The sequence below is a fragment of the Solibacillus sp. FSL W7-1324 genome (assembly GCF_038008025.1).
In the GTDB taxonomy this organism is placed as follows: Bacteria; Bacillota; Bacilli; order Bacillales_A; family Planococcaceae; genus Solibacillus.
The window spans coordinates 2,356,448-2,372,758 of sequence record NZ_JBBOYH010000001.1; the positions used below are offsets into that span (position 1 = coordinate 2,356,448).

The 16,311-nt window shown below is 40.0% G+C and carries 13 protein-coding genes; 2 read left to right on the forward strand and 11 right to left on the reverse strand.

What is annotated here, in order from left to right; all coding sequences use genetic code 11:
- Positions 1-36: 36 nt before the first annotated feature.
- A complete protein-coding gene (recD2, locus tag MKY71_RS11705) occupies positions 37-2,532 on the reverse strand; it encodes an SF1B family DNA helicase RecD2 (RefSeq protein WP_339172136.1) in 2,496 nt (831 codons plus the stop codon).
- A 160-nt stretch (positions 2,533-2,692) separates the two neighbouring features.
- Here recD2 and hisA point away from each other — a divergent pair, with 160 nt between their 5' ends.
- Positions 2,693-3,454: a phosphoribosylformimino-5-aminoimidazole carboxamide ribotide isomerase gene (hisA, locus tag MKY71_RS11710; protein ID WP_340732722.1), complete on the forward strand. Its 762-nt coding sequence runs from the start codon at positions 2,693-2,695 to the stop codon at positions 3,452-3,454.
- A gap of 119 nt (positions 3,455-3,573) precedes the next feature.
- Here hisA and MKY71_RS11715 read toward each other — a convergent pair whose 3' ends face one another.
- The 9 genes from MKY71_RS11715 to MKY71_RS11755 all read right to left on the reverse strand — a co-directional run bounded on the left by MKY71_RS11715 (position 3,574) and on the right by MKY71_RS11755 (position 13,996).
- Positions 3,574-4,467, reverse strand: a complete 894-nt coding sequence (locus MKY71_RS11715) for a manganese catalase family protein (RefSeq protein WP_339195107.1) — start codon at positions 4,465-4,467, stop codon at positions 3,574-3,576.
- Between the two features lie 65 nt (positions 4,468-4,532).
- The gene (locus tag MKY71_RS11720; RefSeq protein ID WP_251689991.1) at positions 4,533-4,739 is read right to left on the reverse strand and encodes a YuzF family protein; all 207 of its coding nucleotides are present in this window, start codon (positions 4,737-4,739) and stop codon (positions 4,533-4,535) included.
- A 70-nt stretch (positions 4,740-4,809) separates the two neighbouring features.
- Positions 4,810-5,256 (reverse strand): D-aminoacyl-tRNA deacylase, encoded by a 447-nt coding sequence (dtd, locus tag MKY71_RS11725; protein ID WP_340732723.1) that lies wholly within the window; start codon positions 5,254-5,256, stop codon positions 4,810-4,812.
- Between the two features lie 18 nt (positions 5,257-5,274).
- Positions 5,275-7,470, reverse strand: a complete 2,196-nt coding sequence (locus MKY71_RS11730; protein WP_340732724.1) for a RelA/SpoT family protein — start codon at positions 7,468-7,470, stop codon at positions 5,275-5,277.
- 196 nt (positions 7,471-7,666) lie between these two features.
- A complete protein-coding gene (locus tag MKY71_RS11735; protein WP_008407673.1) occupies positions 7,667-8,179 on the reverse strand; it encodes an adenine phosphoribosyltransferase in 513 nt (170 codons plus the stop codon).
- Between the two features lie 16 nt (positions 8,180-8,195).
- Positions 8,196-10,517 carry a single-stranded-DNA-specific exonuclease RecJ gene (recJ, locus tag MKY71_RS11740; protein ID WP_340732726.1) on the reverse strand — a complete coding sequence of 774 codons (2,322 nt, stop codon included), beginning with the start codon at positions 10,515-10,517 and terminating at the stop codon, positions 8,196-8,198.
- Positions 10,518-10,727: 210 nt separating this feature from the next.
- Complete coding sequence (locus tag MKY71_RS11745) at positions 10,728-11,093, reverse strand: LapA family protein (RefSeq protein WP_340732727.1); 366 nt, start codon at positions 11,091-11,093, stop codon at positions 10,728-10,730.
- A gap of 105 nt (positions 11,094-11,198) precedes the next feature.
- Positions 11,199-13,472, reverse strand: a complete 2,274-nt coding sequence (secDF, locus tag MKY71_RS11750; RefSeq protein ID WP_340732728.1) for a protein translocase subunit SecDF — start codon at positions 13,470-13,472, stop codon at positions 11,199-11,201.
- 215 nt (positions 13,473-13,687) lie between these two features.
- A complete protein-coding gene (locus tag MKY71_RS11755) occupies positions 13,688-13,996 on the reverse strand; it encodes a post-transcriptional regulator (RefSeq protein WP_339195118.1) in 309 nt (102 codons plus the stop codon).
- 132 nt (positions 13,997-14,128) lie between these two features.
- On the opposite strand from MKY71_RS11755, the gene MKY71_RS11760 reads away from it, so the two are divergent.
- On the forward strand, positions 14,129-15,598 hold the full coding sequence (locus tag MKY71_RS11760; RefSeq protein ID WP_340732729.1) for a putative polysaccharide biosynthesis protein: 1,470 nt from the start codon (positions 14,129-14,131) through the stop codon (positions 15,596-15,598).
- Here MKY71_RS11760 and MKY71_RS11765 read toward each other — a convergent pair.
- Positions 15,572-16,219, reverse strand: a complete 648-nt coding sequence (locus tag MKY71_RS11765) for a DUF421 domain-containing protein (RefSeq protein WP_339172156.1) — start codon at positions 16,217-16,219, stop codon at positions 15,572-15,574. The genes MKY71_RS11760 and MKY71_RS11765 overlap by 27 nt on opposite strands.
- Positions 16,220-16,311 lie beyond the last annotated feature (92 nt).

The window sequence follows — 16,311 nt, forward strand, 5'->3', positions numbered from 1 at the left end:
CCATTCCCATTCAAACATGAACGAAAATGGCTAGTTCTATTCTTCATTGAAGTCGTATGGCGAAATATTTGCCATACCAATTAATGGATGAATATATGGTGCTGTTTCAGCTGTTAAGTGATTTGGCAGTGATTCACCGATCTTATGCGAATCCGAGACATTCAACAGACCAAGCTGTTCTGTGGAAGGATTTTGTTTCTCTTCCTTAACAGCCACTTGTTTTTCTTCTGTTTCCGGTAATTCTTTCATCTTTTCTGCAGTGATAAATTCCGGATTTAATCGTGCCTTTAAGGTTGTCAATCGAGTTAGATCATCTGTTTTCGCTAATCCGTTCGCTAATACATCCGGCTCTCCACATAAAATCAAAAAGTTTTTAGCACGTGTAATCCCTGTATACAGTAAATTTCTGCGAAGCATTTTTGAATAGCCACGAACAATCGGCATAATGACCGTTTGAAATTCCGAACCTTGTGATTTATGAATTGAACAGCAATAGGCCAAAGTTATCTGGTTTAAGTCTGCACGCTGGTATGTTACTTCAATCCCATCGTAGCTGACAATAAGCAGATCCTGCTTTTCCACTGTTTCCTTTGCACGGATGATGGAAATCACTTCGCCCATATCTCCGTTGAATACATTATTATCCGGCTGATTTACCAGCTGCAGCACTTTGTCCCCGATTCGGTAAATCGTATCACCGAAAACAAGTTCTTTTCTCGACCCGTCATTCGGATTGACAAGCTGCTGAATTTCTTTATTTAAATTGTCGATGCCTGCAGGACCTTTGTACATCGGCGCCAATACTTGAATATCCCGTATCGCCTGTCCTTTTGCAAGTGCCCCTTTTACGATTTGTGTGACAACGCTTGTCACTTGTCCGGCTCCTGCCTGGATAAACGAACGGTCCGTTGTTTTGGCAGTCAGCGTATCCGGAACTTTGCCTTTTTTAATTTGGTGGGCCATTTCGATAATTGTAGACCCTTCAGCCTGACGATAAATATCCGTCAATTCAACGGTTGGAATTTGCTTCGATGCAAGCAAATCCTTTAATACTTGCCCCGGTCCGACAGGCGGTAACTGATCCTGGTCACCTACAAAAACGACTTGTACATCTTCATGCAGCGCTTTTAAAAGCTGATGTGCGAGCCATGTATCCACCATTGACATCTCATCGATAATGATGAGCCGCCCTACAACTTCACGCTCCGTTTCTTCATCCTTTTCCTGCCCATTAAATCCTAATAAGCGGTGTATGGTCATTGCAGGCAATCCCGTAGATTCCGCAAGCCTTTTCGCTGCACGTCCTGTAGGTGCAGCTAGTACAATCGGAAACGGTTCTTCTTTTTCCGCGTACGTTTTCGGGTTCAGTGATAATCCGTGAAGCTCAGCATATACTTCGACCAAACCCCGGACAACCGTTGTTTTCCCAGTTCCCGGTCCGCCTGTTAAAATCATTACCGCGGAATTAATCGCCGTTTCAATCGCCTGTGCCTGTGTCGGCGCATAGGTCACATCATACTGCTCTTCAATATCGCCAATCGCTTTTCGGATTTCATCTTTCGAAAAACTTTCAGCCATTTTATTTTTTTCTTTCAGTTCATTAATCTTACTGGCAATGCCCACTTCACTAAAATAAAGTGAAGGCAAGTACATGCGTGTTTCTTCACCGCATATTTTCGAATCCTCTCGCATTTCGATTGCCGCTTTCGAAATCGCTTCATACGGAATTTCAATGCGCTGACTTTGTTCAAGTATATCTTTCACCATCGGAAGCACCATTTCCGCATCCAAATAAACATGGCCTTCAGATAATGCTGCATTTGTCAGCACATGAAAAATGGCTGCTTTAATTCGGTCCGGGTGATTTCCCGTGATCCCCAGCTTCGAACCGAGTTCATCCGCACGTATAAATCCGACCCCTTCGACTTCCTCAATTAAACGATAAGGATTTTCTGTCAGCAGCGGAATGGTTTCTTCCCGGTAAGCCTGATAAATTTTCATCCCGAGCTGTGGTCCAAAGCCCCAGTCATTCAGGCGTACCATCACCCGTTCCAAACCAAGATTTTCTTCGATTGTTTGGCGAATATGTAATTTCTTTTCAGCAGATAGTCGGGGAACTGCATCAAGTGCTGACGGATCCTCCAATATTTTCGTGAGGGCATCCATTCCGAGCTTTTCTACGATTGTCTCTGCTGTTTTTCTCCCGACCCCTGTAAATAGGTCACTTGATAAATAATGGACAATTCCCTGCTCTGTTGTCGGCACTTCTTTTTCAAATGTATCAATTTGAAACTGCATCCCGTATTTCGGATGACTTTTTAGCTGCCCTGTAAAACGGTATAGTTCATCAGTTACTAATTGAGGAAAATAACCAACGATGATAATTTCTTTTTCGTCATGCTGTATATTGGTTTCTTGAATTTTGACACGAACAATGGAGTACATATTCGTTGCATTATGAAAAATTGTTACAATTGGTCGACCTAAAATAAAGAGCTTATTTATGTCAAACAAGTTTAGATTTTCCGCCATTTCCATGCCACGCTTTCTAATTAATAGTATGCCTATTTTATCATACCCGAAATAACCTGTCCTACAATATAACAATAGATTACACGTCTGATTTTTCTATTAATTTAGCACGCTGAAATGTTATGATACGTATAGAATGTAAGAGAAAGTAGTGAAGAACATGAATTTTAGACCTTGTATTGATTTACACGATGGGAAAGTGAAGCAAATTGTCGGGAGTACTCTCGGCTATGACAATAAAGAAGTGGTTGAAAATTTTACATCTGACCAGGATGCCTCGTATTACGCTTCATTATTTCTGCAAAATAAACTGACTGGCGGACATGTGATTATGCTTGGTCCCGGTAATGAGGAAGCGGCGATTTCTGCATTGAAAGCTTACCCGAACGGTCTGCAAATAGGCGGCGGAATCACTGCCGACAATGCACAGAAATATATCGATGCAGGCGCTTCACATGTCATTGTGACTTCCTATATTTTTCATGACGGGCAGCTTGATATGGACCGGCTGCAGCAACTAGTAAAAAACATCGGCAAAGAAAAACTTGTCCTTGATCTAAGCTGCCGAAAACGTGATGGGAAATGGTATGTCGTAACAGATAAATGGACAAAATTCAGCGACTTCGAAGTGAATGCGGAATCAATTAAGGAAATTGAAGCCTATTGTGACGAACTGCTCATACATGCAGTCGATGTGGAAGGAAAGCGCAGTGGCATGCAGGAGGATTTAGTTCGTGATTTGGCGGAATGGACAACAATTCCTACAACGTATGCAGGCGGTGTACGTTCAATTGAGGACCTGAAAAAATTCGAATCACTTTCAGACGGTAAATTACATGTCACTATTGGCAGTGCCCTTTCCATCTTCGGTGGTGACCTGGACTTCCAAACAGTGGTGAATTACTGCGAAGGTATTGAATAGCTTGTCTTTTAATTACTTGGACAGTTGGAATATAGAACCTCAATACTTACTGTAGCTAGCAACATCAAAAACCCATTTTTCATTCAGCGAAAAATGGGTTTTTAATTTTTATTATGCTCTTACATATTAAACATAAGACGTTTCGCAATCATCTGGAACTCTTCCGGACCGATTCCCGGTGCAAACTCTTCCGGCAATTCATCAAGATCCGGCATTTTTGCCCCTTTTGGCATCCCCTCTTCTACGATGAGCGGTGCATTCGTTGTCGGATGAGGCCCTTTCCAGATTTTATTTATATCCTGATAATCCCCTACGTAATTCCACGTAAATAATACATTTCCATAACCACGCTCTTCATATTTTCTCGCGTGGTCAAATACATGGTTATCAAGACTAGGTATTGGAAGCATCCGCGTTACATCAACGCCCGTTGCCATTTCAAGTGCTTTAGCATAGGCAACAACATGCGTTCCGCCGCGCACTAGTAAATAGCCGATCATTTCTCGGGCAGTCGGATGGTCCGTCATTTCATACACACGCATTTTATGTGTCCGCGCCCCACATTCCAAGAAGAAATTATGCAGCAAATCGAGTACTAAATTCCCACTGGAAAAAACATATTCCCCATTCCACGGTTTTCCCATCGAATCGACAGGTAAAGCGGTCTGTGCAGAAGCGATAAAACTCTGCGTATTGCGCATGTTTTTCGCATTCATCATCGGTCCCAGATTCGGGTTTCCGGAAAACGTCGTATCTTTGCCGAGTAAATTGATTGTCGTCGCTACGAGTTCCACATGTCCAAATTCTTCGGCAGTAATACTCGCAACTAAATCATAAAAAGGCTTTAGTTTCTTTTTTCCGCGGAAATTGAATGACTGATACATATAGTTATTCAAAGTCGACATTTCGCCAAACTTTCCGCCTAATAATTCCTGTACCGCACTCGCAGCATTTGCGTCTCCATATTCTACCTGTGGTAAATCAATAAGTAATCGATTGACGCGTTGAAACAATAAAGCACCCCCTAATTGTCATAGTAAGCTTATGACGATTAGAAGGTGCGTAGACCACATTCATTTCATTTTTTTAAAAATGGCATAATCCAAACTATTTTGTCGATACGGATATAGAACGGTGTCTGGCACACATCAAGGACAATATAGTCCGGACAGATTGCGGCCAATATCCCTTGCTGAACACGATTCCCCTCTTGCTGGACAGCAACCATCTGCCCTAAATAGTTTTGGATCGCTTCAAGCCAATACGCGTTTGGATATGTGTTCATTTGAACCAAAAAATCACTCCTTTGTATGCATACTGTACAATATGCGAAAAAGGAGTGATTCGTTCATTGATTATTTGCCTTTAGACTCTATTGTAATCGTTACAGGACCATCATTAATCAGCGCAACATCCATCATTGCCCCGAATACACCTGTTTCAACATGCAGCCCATTTGCCTTCAGTTGTTCATTGAAAGCTTCCCATATCGGTTTTGCCTGTTCCGGTCTTGCTGCTTCCACAAAACTAGGCCGCTTCCCTTTACGCGTATCCGCATAAAGCGTAAATTGTGAAATTGATAAAATATCCCCGCCTGCATCAATAATGGAACGATTCATCTTGCCGTCCTCATCTTCCCAAATACGCAAGTCGGTAATTTTTTTCGCTACATATTTAATATCTTCTTCTGTATCACTATGTGTAATGCCGACAAGCAGCACATAGCCTTTTTGAATCGCACCTGTTACTTGTCCATCGACTGTAACAGAAGCCTGTTTTGAACGTTGTAATATTACGCGCATCTTTTCCCCTACTATCTATTAATTAATTACACGCTGAACGGAGTATATATCCGGAAGCTGTTTAATTTTTTCGACAACACGATGCAATCCTGAAATATTCGAAATGGCAATCGTTAAATGAATCGTGGCAATTTTTTCACGATCCGCACGACCTGTAACCGCCAAAATATTTGTTTTCGCTTCACTGACCGCATGCATGACATCATTTAAAATGCCTGGACGGTCATATGCCGAAATTTCGATATCCACAGGGTAGTCTTTACGGATCTGTGTGCCATCATTTTCCCATTCCACTTCAATAAGACGCTCCAAATTTCCGTCTTCCTGAATGTTCGGACAATCTGCACGGTGTACCGAAACACCACGTCCTTTTGTAATAAAGCCGACAATTTCATCACCCGGTACCGGTGTACAGCAACGGGATAAACGAATTAGTAAATTATCGATCCCTTTTACAATAACGCCCGATTCCGTACGCTTTTTCGGTGTCGGATTGTTCATGCTTTTAACGATTTTTTCGAGTGCTTCTTCCTGCTCACGCTCTTTACGCATTTTTTCGGCAAGACGATTGACGATTTGCTGAGCTGTAATCCCGCCGACACCGACAGCCGCATATAAATCATCTTCATGAGTATAGTTATATTTTTCAATCACACGTTTTATATTTTCTGTTGTTAAGACTTCCTTCATATCAAACTCTTGTGCTTTAATTTCTTTTTCAACGAGTTCTTTTCCTTTAACAACACTTTCTTCACGCACATGCTTTTTGAAAAATTGCTTGATTTTATTTTTTGCCTGCGAACTTTGTGCAATCTTTATCCAGTCACGGCTCGGACCGAATGATTGTTTCGATGTTAGTACTTCAACGATATCCCCTGTTTTTAACGGGGTATCCAGCGGTACCATTTTCCCGTTAACTTTTGCACCAATTGTTTTGTTCCCGACTTCCGAGTGTACGCGGTAAGCAAAATCAATCGGCACAGAACCGGATGGAAGCTCAATAACGTCCCCTTTAGGCGAGAATACATAGACCATGTCCGAAAACAAATCGAATTTCAATGATTCCATAAACTCCGCAGCATTCGACGATTCATTTTGGAATTCAAGAATTTCACGGAACCAAGTCAGTTTCTGGTCAATTGTTTCGGCATTTTGTTCAACCGTTTTACCTTCTTTATAGGCCCAGTGCGCCGCGATACCGAACTCTGCGATTTTATGCATGTCCTTCGTACGGATCTGCACCTCAAGCGGATCCCCATATGGCCCGATAACAGTTGTATGTAGGGATTGGTACAGGTTTTGCTTTGGCATCGCAATATAGTCTTTAAAGCGCCCCGGCATCGGCTTCCATAAAGTATGGATAATCCCGATTACGGCGTAGCAATCTTTAATACTATCAACTAAAATACGCACTGCCAGTAAATCGTAAATTTCATTAAACTGCTTTTTTTGAAGCACCATTTTCCGGTAAATACTATATAAATGTTTCGGGCGGCCAAAAATATCCGCTTCAATTTCCACTTCTTTCAGCTGGGAATTGATCTCGTCCATTACGTTATCCAAATAAGCTTCACGTTCATCACGCTTTTTCTTCATCAAGCTGACGATCCGGTAATACTGCTGCGGATTTAAATAGCGTAATGCCGTATCCTCCAGCTCCCATTTCACTTTTGAAATCCCTAATCTGTGCGCTAACGGAGCGAAGATTTCAAGTGTTTCCTGAGAAATACGACGTTGTTTTTCAGCCGGTAAGTGCTTTAAAGTCCGCATATTGTGCAGACGGTCTGCCAGCTTAATCAAAATCACGCGGATATCCTGAGCCATTGCGACGAACATTTTCCGGTGGTTTTCGGCCTGCTGCTCTTCTTTTGACATATATTTAATTTTCCCGAGCTTCGTTACCCCATCCACAAGCTTGGCTACTTCTTCACTAAATTCATTTACTAGATCTTCGCGTGTCACTTCCGTGTCTTCCACGACATCATGCAAAAATCCAGCGGCTACCGTTTCAGGATCCATTTGCAGTTCAGCCAAAATACCCGCTACCTGTACCGGGTGAATTATATATGGTTCTCCGGAGCTGCGGAACTGCTCTTTATGTGCTTCTTTCGCTACCTCATATGCTTTAACAACAAAGGTAACATGTTCATCGTTCATATAAGATTTGACGAGCTCGAAAACATCTTCGGGCGCCAATATTTGTTCTTTCGCCATTATGAGTCCACCTGTTCTTTCTATTTTCGCTTTAAGTATAAGTTCAATTGTATAAAAAATGCCTACTAAATGTAAAGGCACGCGGGCATTTAGTTTTGCAGAAAGTCGAAATTTGTAGAATTATTGAACAGCTTATACAAGATAATTCATTGAAAAAAAACTATCCCGCAAAGTTTATACGGGATAGTTTTATGGATTAATATTGAATTAACGTTTTAATTGGAATATTGTTGATTTTGTTGCGGCCATTCAATTCTGTAAGCTCGATAATGAATGCTGCACCCACTACTTCGCCGCCTAATTGTTCGATTAAGCGAACAGTCGCTTCTACTGTACCGCCTGTTGCAAGCAAGTCATCACAGATTAAAACTTTCTGACCTGGTTTAACTGCATCTTTGTGCATTGTTAAAGTATCTGTACCATATTCTAATCCATAATCTGCAGAAATGACTTCACGTGGAAGCTTTCCTGGTTTACGAACTGGAGCGAAACCGATTTCCAATGCATAGGCTACTGGACATCCAATAATAAATCCGCGTGCTTCAGGACCTACGATAATTTCAGCGCCAACTTCTTTTGCATATTTTACAATTTCATCAGTCGCATATTTATATGCCGGACCATTGTCCATGATCGTTGTAATATCTTTAAAGCTGATGCCCTCTTTCGGCCAATTTTCAACTGTTGTTACGTACTGTTTTAAATCCATTCTTCCTATGTCCTCCTCAAGAACTCAATCGTTCATTAAACCATTGCTTCAGTTCACTGTATGTTGCATATAACAGTTTCTGCTCAAGTTCAATTTGTTGTGAACGCAATTTATATGACGGTGCTTCGGATAATGCTGTTTTCGGTGCATTTTCGTTTACGGTCGTCAAACCATTCTCTATTGTAACAAATCCTAGCTCAAAAAACACTTTTGTCATAAATTTAATTACTTCTATATTTAGTCCGATATGTTCGGATAATTGTCGAATATGTTGTTTCAGGTTAAAATTCGGACGTTTTTTCAGAAATCCGTAGTACCATTTAAAATGTTCCCGTGTCGGCATACCATTAAAATAGGCGGATTGATCGGTATATAAATGTGCATAGATTCGTTCAATTTGAACATCCTGCAGTAATTTTTCCAATGTGGCTACATTTTCAGGCAAATCGAGCAAGACGATATTTTTATACAATTCTTCAGCTTCAGTTCCAACAGTGAAATGTACTATTTCTTTCGGTATCTCCTGTTCAAAATGCAGCTTTGTCTGTTCTGAAAAAGCAATAAAATCGGTTTTTTCCACATTAATTTTTGCAAGCCAGTTTGCCGTCTTGCTTTTTCCGCGGTAATCATATAGCTGCCATTCATTCACCCGGACATCCTGGATCATGAACTGCGGTTTTTTATTGCCCTGCCATTCATTAACCTGCAAATCTCCTACTAACGACAACGCAACACCATACGAAATTTCATCGTGTAAAAAACCTTTATTGAACCCTATTGCATCAAGAGAACGGTACGGATCTTCCAGTTCCATTTTAAGGTGATTTTCGCCTGAACCGATTTTGCGCATCGATTTTACCTTTACATCCTGGATGCCAAAGACCGGCTTCGGAAACTCTGTGCCAAATGGAGCCAACTGCCGCAGCTCTTCAATCGCATCAACGGTAATTTCACTTAGCTCAATCGGCACATCAATCTGCATCTTCTGTACGAGCTGTTCTTCAGTTAAACAAAGTCTAGCTTGTTCATTTAAACGTGTACGCAATGAATCGACATGTTCAATCGGCAATGTCATCCCGGCTGCCATCGGATGTCCACCGAAATGCGGTAAAATATCCCGGTTTTTCGCCAACTCATTATACAGATGGAACCCTTCAATACTTCTCGCGGATCCTTTTGCGATCGCTTTTTCCGGATTAAGTGATAGAACAATTGTCGGTCGGTAATACTTTTCGACTAATCGCGATGCAACAATTCCGACAACACCCGGATTCCAGCCTTCACCTGCTACGACTAATACGAGGGAATCTTTTAAGGTAACGTCATTTTCAATCATTGCCATTGCTTCATTGGTAATGTCTTCTACTATTTTTTTTCGTTCTGTATTTTTATCATTTAGTTGGGTTGCCAATGCATTTGCCTGTTGCGGATCTTCACTCATTAAAAAATGCACTCCAGGCTCGGCACTTCCTAAACGGCCGATTGCATTAAGACGAGGGCCAAAATAAAAACCGACAGTTTCTTCATTGATATCTCTTTGGTTTGCCCCTGAAGCATCACAAAGAGCCTTAACCCAAGGATTCGGAGACTGTTTCAATGCCTGCAAACCCCGCTGAACTAAATAACGGTTTTCGCCAACGAGCGGTACTAAATCGGCGATAGTTCCCACTGCCACATATTCAAACAAATGGTCCGGCAACTCACCGTATAATGCATGCGCCAATTTGAAAGCAACACCTACTCCGGCAAGCTCACCAAACGGGTAATGGCCTTCGGGCACACGTGGGTGAATAATCACATTGGCATCAGGCAATACATCCCCCGCCTCATGGTGATCGGTAATAATGACATCCATTCCAAGCTCTCTTGCAACTTTTACTTGTTCGATTCCACTTATCCCATTATCGACCGTAATAATTAAATTTACGCCATCTTCATATGCTTTTTTGAAAAGTTCTTCATTCGGTCCATATCCATGAATAAACCGATCCGGAATAACAAAGCTGACATCAGCACCCAAATCAAGTAAAGCATTAAGCAGCACAGTTGTACTTGTAATACCATCGGCGTCATAATCACCGTATACGAGAATCTTTTCGCCATTATCCAATGCCTGCTCAATACGCATCACTGCATCTTCCATCCCAGCCATTAGAAACGGATCATGATATTGGGTTTCATCAATTTTCAGTAACGGCTTTGCCTGTTCTACCGAAGTGCAGCCACGGGCAATTAAAATTTTTGCTGTGATCGTTGATATATTCAGTTGTTCACTAAATTGTTTTACAAGTTGCTCATCTTGCTGTGTTATTGTCCATAATTTTTGTGACTGTATCATATCTATTCACTTCCTCACGCAGTTCATTATAACGGAAATCTATCTTGTTTCCCAAAGTTTCTTCTGATATTAATAGAAAAGTTGATATGTAATTTCAGGAAGACAGTTTGAAAAAATGAGATAATATGCAATTCTTTACTGAAAATAAAAAAGCAATTTGAAACGTATTCCTGTTTCAAAATTGCTTCAGTTAGTCATCTTCTGTTTTCACTATTTTTTCGGCATTTCGTTATTATCCGGTATTTCTTCTGTCACAAATGCGGAAGCACCTAGTTCGTGGAGTTCATTTTTTAAACGGACAATCTCTGTATCCTTTTCGTTAATCAATACATGTGCTGCATCCAGTTCTTTCTGAATCGCTTTCGTTTGCCTTTTTCCCCCGTACATACGGAATGCTGAAAAGCAAAAGCTGATGATAAATCCGATGAGTACCGATCCTAAAATGATTAATATTAATGGCCAGCGCGCTTCACCAAAGACATAATTCACTTGCACGCTATCCACATTTACTGTGGCAAAAATGGCAATGATAATAGCAAAAATGAGTCCTACTGCAAATGTCCATTGAATTTTCATATTCGTCTCCTCTCATACATAATATAAGAAATTTATTCCTTTTTTTGAATAAGGGTAAACAAAAACCGCGTAATTTGCAAAATGCAATTACGCGGTTCATATGTTTTAAACTTGTGGCTCGTCTGAACCCCATTGTTTTTTCTCTTTTTTCACAACAGATGTACCTTTTTTGTCCATTTCACGGCATTTTAGTGAATACCAAACTTGTGCCGCAATACAGATAGAAGAGTAAATCCCTGTAATTAATCCGATTAATAGAGCGATTGAGAAGTTTTGAATAGAAGGAGCACCTAAGAAAATCAATGCTATAACTACTACAATAACCGTCAATACTGTATTAACAGAACGTCCCATTGTCTGACGAAGCGATTTGTTGACGATCGTAGCCAACTCTTCTTTCGATGTAATTTTTTCTTGACGGTCAATATTTTCACGAATACGGTCAAACGTAACAATTGTATCGTTTATCGAGTACCCGACAATCGTTAACACCGCAGCGATAAATGTAATATCTACCTCTAAACGCAACATACTGAAAATCACAATGATAAAGAATACGTCATGCAGTAATGAAACAATTGCACCTAGACCCATACGCCATTCGAAGCGAATCGCTACGTAAATAATAATGCCTAGTGCTGCCAATGCCAATGCATAGATTGCATTTTTCGCCAGTTCTTTTCCGACTGTAGCTGATACAGTACTCAAACTTGGCTCATGACCGTATGTTTCTTTTACTTGCGCAGAAAAATCAAGTACTTCTTGTTGAGAGAAGTCATCTTTATAACGCATTACAGCAATATTGTGATCGTCGCCTGAAATTACGACATCATCATTTGCAAAACCGATTTCAACAAGATAATTTTCCACTTCTTCTTGCACTAGCTCCGTATCGGATTTAATTTCCACCCGTGTACCTTGTGAAAAATCGATTCCAAGGTTCAGTTTGAATACACCCAGTACAATAATCCCTGCAACTAAAATAAAAGTCGATATTGCATAGAATTTTTTACGGTTTCCAACAAAATCCAATTTATCGAATTTCGTTGTTAAGTCAAGTGAAGTAATTCCTTCATCAAGTGAATGCTGTTTCGATCTGCTGATTCCGAACCATGCCGGATTATTGAAGTAGCCACTGTTTACAAGTAATCCCTGTAACATACGAGATCCCCATACAGCTGTTACAAATGATAGTAAAATCGAAATAATTAATGTCGTAGCAAAACCTTTAACTGAACTTGTACCATAATAGAACAATACGGCAGCTGCAAGTAAAGTTGTTAATTGTGCATCAATAATTGCTGATAAAGATTGCTTAGAACCTAATTTGAATGCATCTTTTACAGTATGGCCAACACGTAATTCTTCGCGAATACGCTCAGCAGTTAAAATGTTCGCATCAACGGCCATCCCGATCCCTAAAACAATCGCCGCAATACCTGGTAATGTTAATACAGCATTAATACCATTAAAGACGATTAATACTAAATATGTGAATACCGATAATGTAATGATTGAGATAAAGCCCGGTAAACGGTAGTAGATCAGCATGAACAGGAAGATTAGCAGTACGCCGACTACCCCTGCAAATACTGTATCATTCAATGCATCTTTACCGAATTGTGCTCCAACCGATGTTGAATAGATTTCCGTTAACTTAACAGGTAAAGAACCTGCATTTAATACAGATGCAAAGTTTTTCGTTTCTTCTACTGTGAAGTTACCCGAAATCATAACATCTGTTGTATTTAAAACTTGTGTTACAGAAGCAGCTGACTGGAATTTCTGTTCTGCAGGTGGCTTTTCTTTTTCTTTAGCGTATGAATCTACGCCTTCTTCAAAATCCAACCAAACAACTAATAAGTTATTCGGTGCACCCATGCTCATAACTTTTTGCGTCACTTCCGCAAATTTAGCCGCGTCTTTCAATGTTAAAGTTACGATTGGCTGGTTCTGTTGGTCAAATGACGCTGCTGCGCCACCTTCCTTTAAATCTGTACCATCCAATAAAATATTGTCATTTACGTCACGGAAAGTTAAATTCGCTGTACTCGATAATAGCTCACGAGCAGAGTCCTGATCCGCCAAGCCGGCAAGCTGGACACGAATTCGGTCTTCCCCTTCTATTTGAATGCTTGGCTCACTAACACCGAATGCATTTATACGATTGTTTAATGCCGTCGTTGTATCCGCCAGTACACTCTGGGTAATCGCTTGTCCATCAACAAGTGATTCCACTTCATAAAGTACTTCAAATCCACCTTGAAGGTCCAATCCAAGTTTTACATCGTTTAAAACCTTCTCTACCGTTGTGCCCATTCCTGTAAATAGCAATGCTACGACAAGAACGAACGTAATGATACGGTTTGCTAATTTCATTAAAAAATCCTCCTCAATATCACACTAAAAGCGGTGTGATGTAAAACGTAAAAATTACCTTCCACAAACTATGTATTCATTTCAATAATTTTCTGAATTACTTTTCAAAAATAACAATCCGATAGTTTGAAAAGCACAACACTCTCATTATGAAACAGCTAGTGGAAACTGTCAAATTATTACTAGATAATTTATTATAGAATTCTTATTTTTCCCTATTCCTTAAGCGGTTGAAATAAACTTTGGAGCTCTTCATTAGAAAGTTTTAAGTTTAATTCATTCCGCTTAAAATCCCTTATTTGCATATAGCTCAGCACTTCCGAAGCCGTTGCACCGAAAATGCCTGCTGTCAGCTCATGCAACCGCATATTTTGCACATCTTTTTTGCGCCACGCCTTATCGATGCAATATTTCCATAAATCCTGTTCTGTTATCGAATCATATCCATAGTAATGAAATTCCTCGATTTTGTTCGTCAATATAAGCTGGACCTTTTCGTAAAGGCCGAAAAATGGAATTTGCATGTCGATCACTCCTGAACTTAGGTTTTAACTGCGATTACTACTGCATACTTTATTGTATATGAATGAAATTAAATTGAGAAGGGAGAATGTAGAAGTTATTTGGGCTCATTTCTAAAAGGAACATTATTTTTAATGTTTGTCATATTTATTTCAAAATGTCTTGGGTTTTTGTATCGAATGCAGTTTATGCGTATTGCCGGGGAGGAAGCGGTCGGACTCTATATGACGGCTTATCCGACATTTATATTTTTCATTTCGCTTATTCAATTAGGTATTCCGATTGCGATCTCGAAGCTGATTGCAGAATACCATGCGAAACGAAAAACAGAACATGTTACATCCGTAATGAAAACAGCAATCAAAATTTCGGCCATTTCCATTATTTTATTTAGTCCATTCATTTATTTTGCAATTCCTTATATTGCAAAAGTGCTTTTACATAATGAAAACCTTATTTTCACACTTTATATTAGCCTTTTCACAATTCCAATCGTAATCTTTTCAAGCTTAATAAAAGCATATTTGCAAGGTTTAGCAAAAATTGCCCCTACTGCATGGGCACAACTTCTTGAGCAACTTGTACGGATTGGCCTCATTGTCGTCTTATTGCCTTATTTCATTTCGGAATCGCCTGCAATGACTGCCGCAGCCGCTATGGGAATAACAGCAATTGGTGAGGTTTTCTCGTTACTGTTTTTGGCGATTTTTTATAAACGTTCGAGTAGAATGTTCAAAAAGGGGTCGACAGGCACTTCCTTTACAAAACCGATTTTTAACATTGCATTGCCTTCAGCCGGCAGTAAGTTGTTCGGGACCTTTACATGGTTTTTGGAACCGATCATTTTCTTAAAAGCACTGACGGTTTCAGGTTTGGCTGCAGGAGCCGCTACTACATTGTATGGAATTATTTCCGGGGTGCATATACCATTACTGCTGTTCCCGGCTTTCATACCTGCTGCATTGGCAATCGTACTGATTCCTGCAGTAAGTAGCGCACTGGCGAGCAATAATTACACATTGCTGAATAAACGAATCACCCATTCATTACGGTTATCTTCATTAATCGGCTGTATGGCCGCTACTGTGTTTTTCATACACGGCGATGAGTTGACAATGGTGCTGTTTCACCTAGAGGAAAATCGTGGGTATATGAAAATATTGGCACCTATTTTTTATTTTTACTATATTCAAAGTCCGCTTCACTCCATTTTACAAGCATTGGATGAAGCCCAGGCTGCCATGATGAATTCTATTTATGGTGGTATAGGAAAACTGTTTTTACTGTTCTTCCTTGCCTCACAACCAGCCATTCAGGAAAAAGGCGCGATTATTGCAATCGGCTTTGGTGTTCTTATCACATCCTTTTTACACATCGCTTCAATTAAACAGCAAAAGAAAATCAATGTCGGTTTCAGATTTTTCGTTCTGCCATACGGAATTTTTATCCTCACGTCGTTTGTACAGCCGATCATTGCTGCCGGAATGCCGCTTATGATCAGCGTTGCAATTACAATCGGGTTTGTCTTGCTGTTACTTTTCATTACAAAACAAATTCGTTTCAATGATTTCCAGTATCTACGTTCCATTTTTTCGCGCTCGTAATTGGACAAACCACTTTCCGTCTTCATAGCTGCAGTAAAAAATATCCCGTATATTCGGATAGCCATTAACCAGTAATTCGCGAACGAGCCATTCTTCATCCTTACCAATAATTCTCAAGTGTCTTTTGTCAACATAGCCATCCATTATGAGGGGCAATATAAACCCGCCAGAATTTTTTTGATAAATCGATAGCTTTCCGGATTGTTCCAAAAAAGCGTAGGCAACATCCTGAACAGAACAAACTCCTTGTTCACGTAATTGCTGGAGTAGGTCATCAAGATTGTAGCGTTGCTTTTTCATTTCTACTTCACATATGAATCCATCGCGGATAACAAGAGAGGGATCGCCTTCAATAAAGTCACGTAATTTTTTATTTTTTAATATGAGCCATGAGTTTAAGTATTGAATTAAAAACAATAAAATTATAGGCAAAACGGCTTTAAAGAACTGTCGATCATAGTCGTCCAAAGCAATTGCAGCTATTTCACCCATCAACACGAATATCGCCAAATCCACAATACTGAGTTCACCAACTTCACGTTTGCCCATCAGACGGAAAACAATGAGTAAAATAATATACAAAACAATTGTTCGAAATATAATTAATGTATAATCTTCCAATTGATTCACCTCTCATACAATAGCTTGTTCTAAATTGCATGAAAGATACAAAAAAGCTTGCGGAAATTAAATTTCCGCAAGCTTTTTTTAAC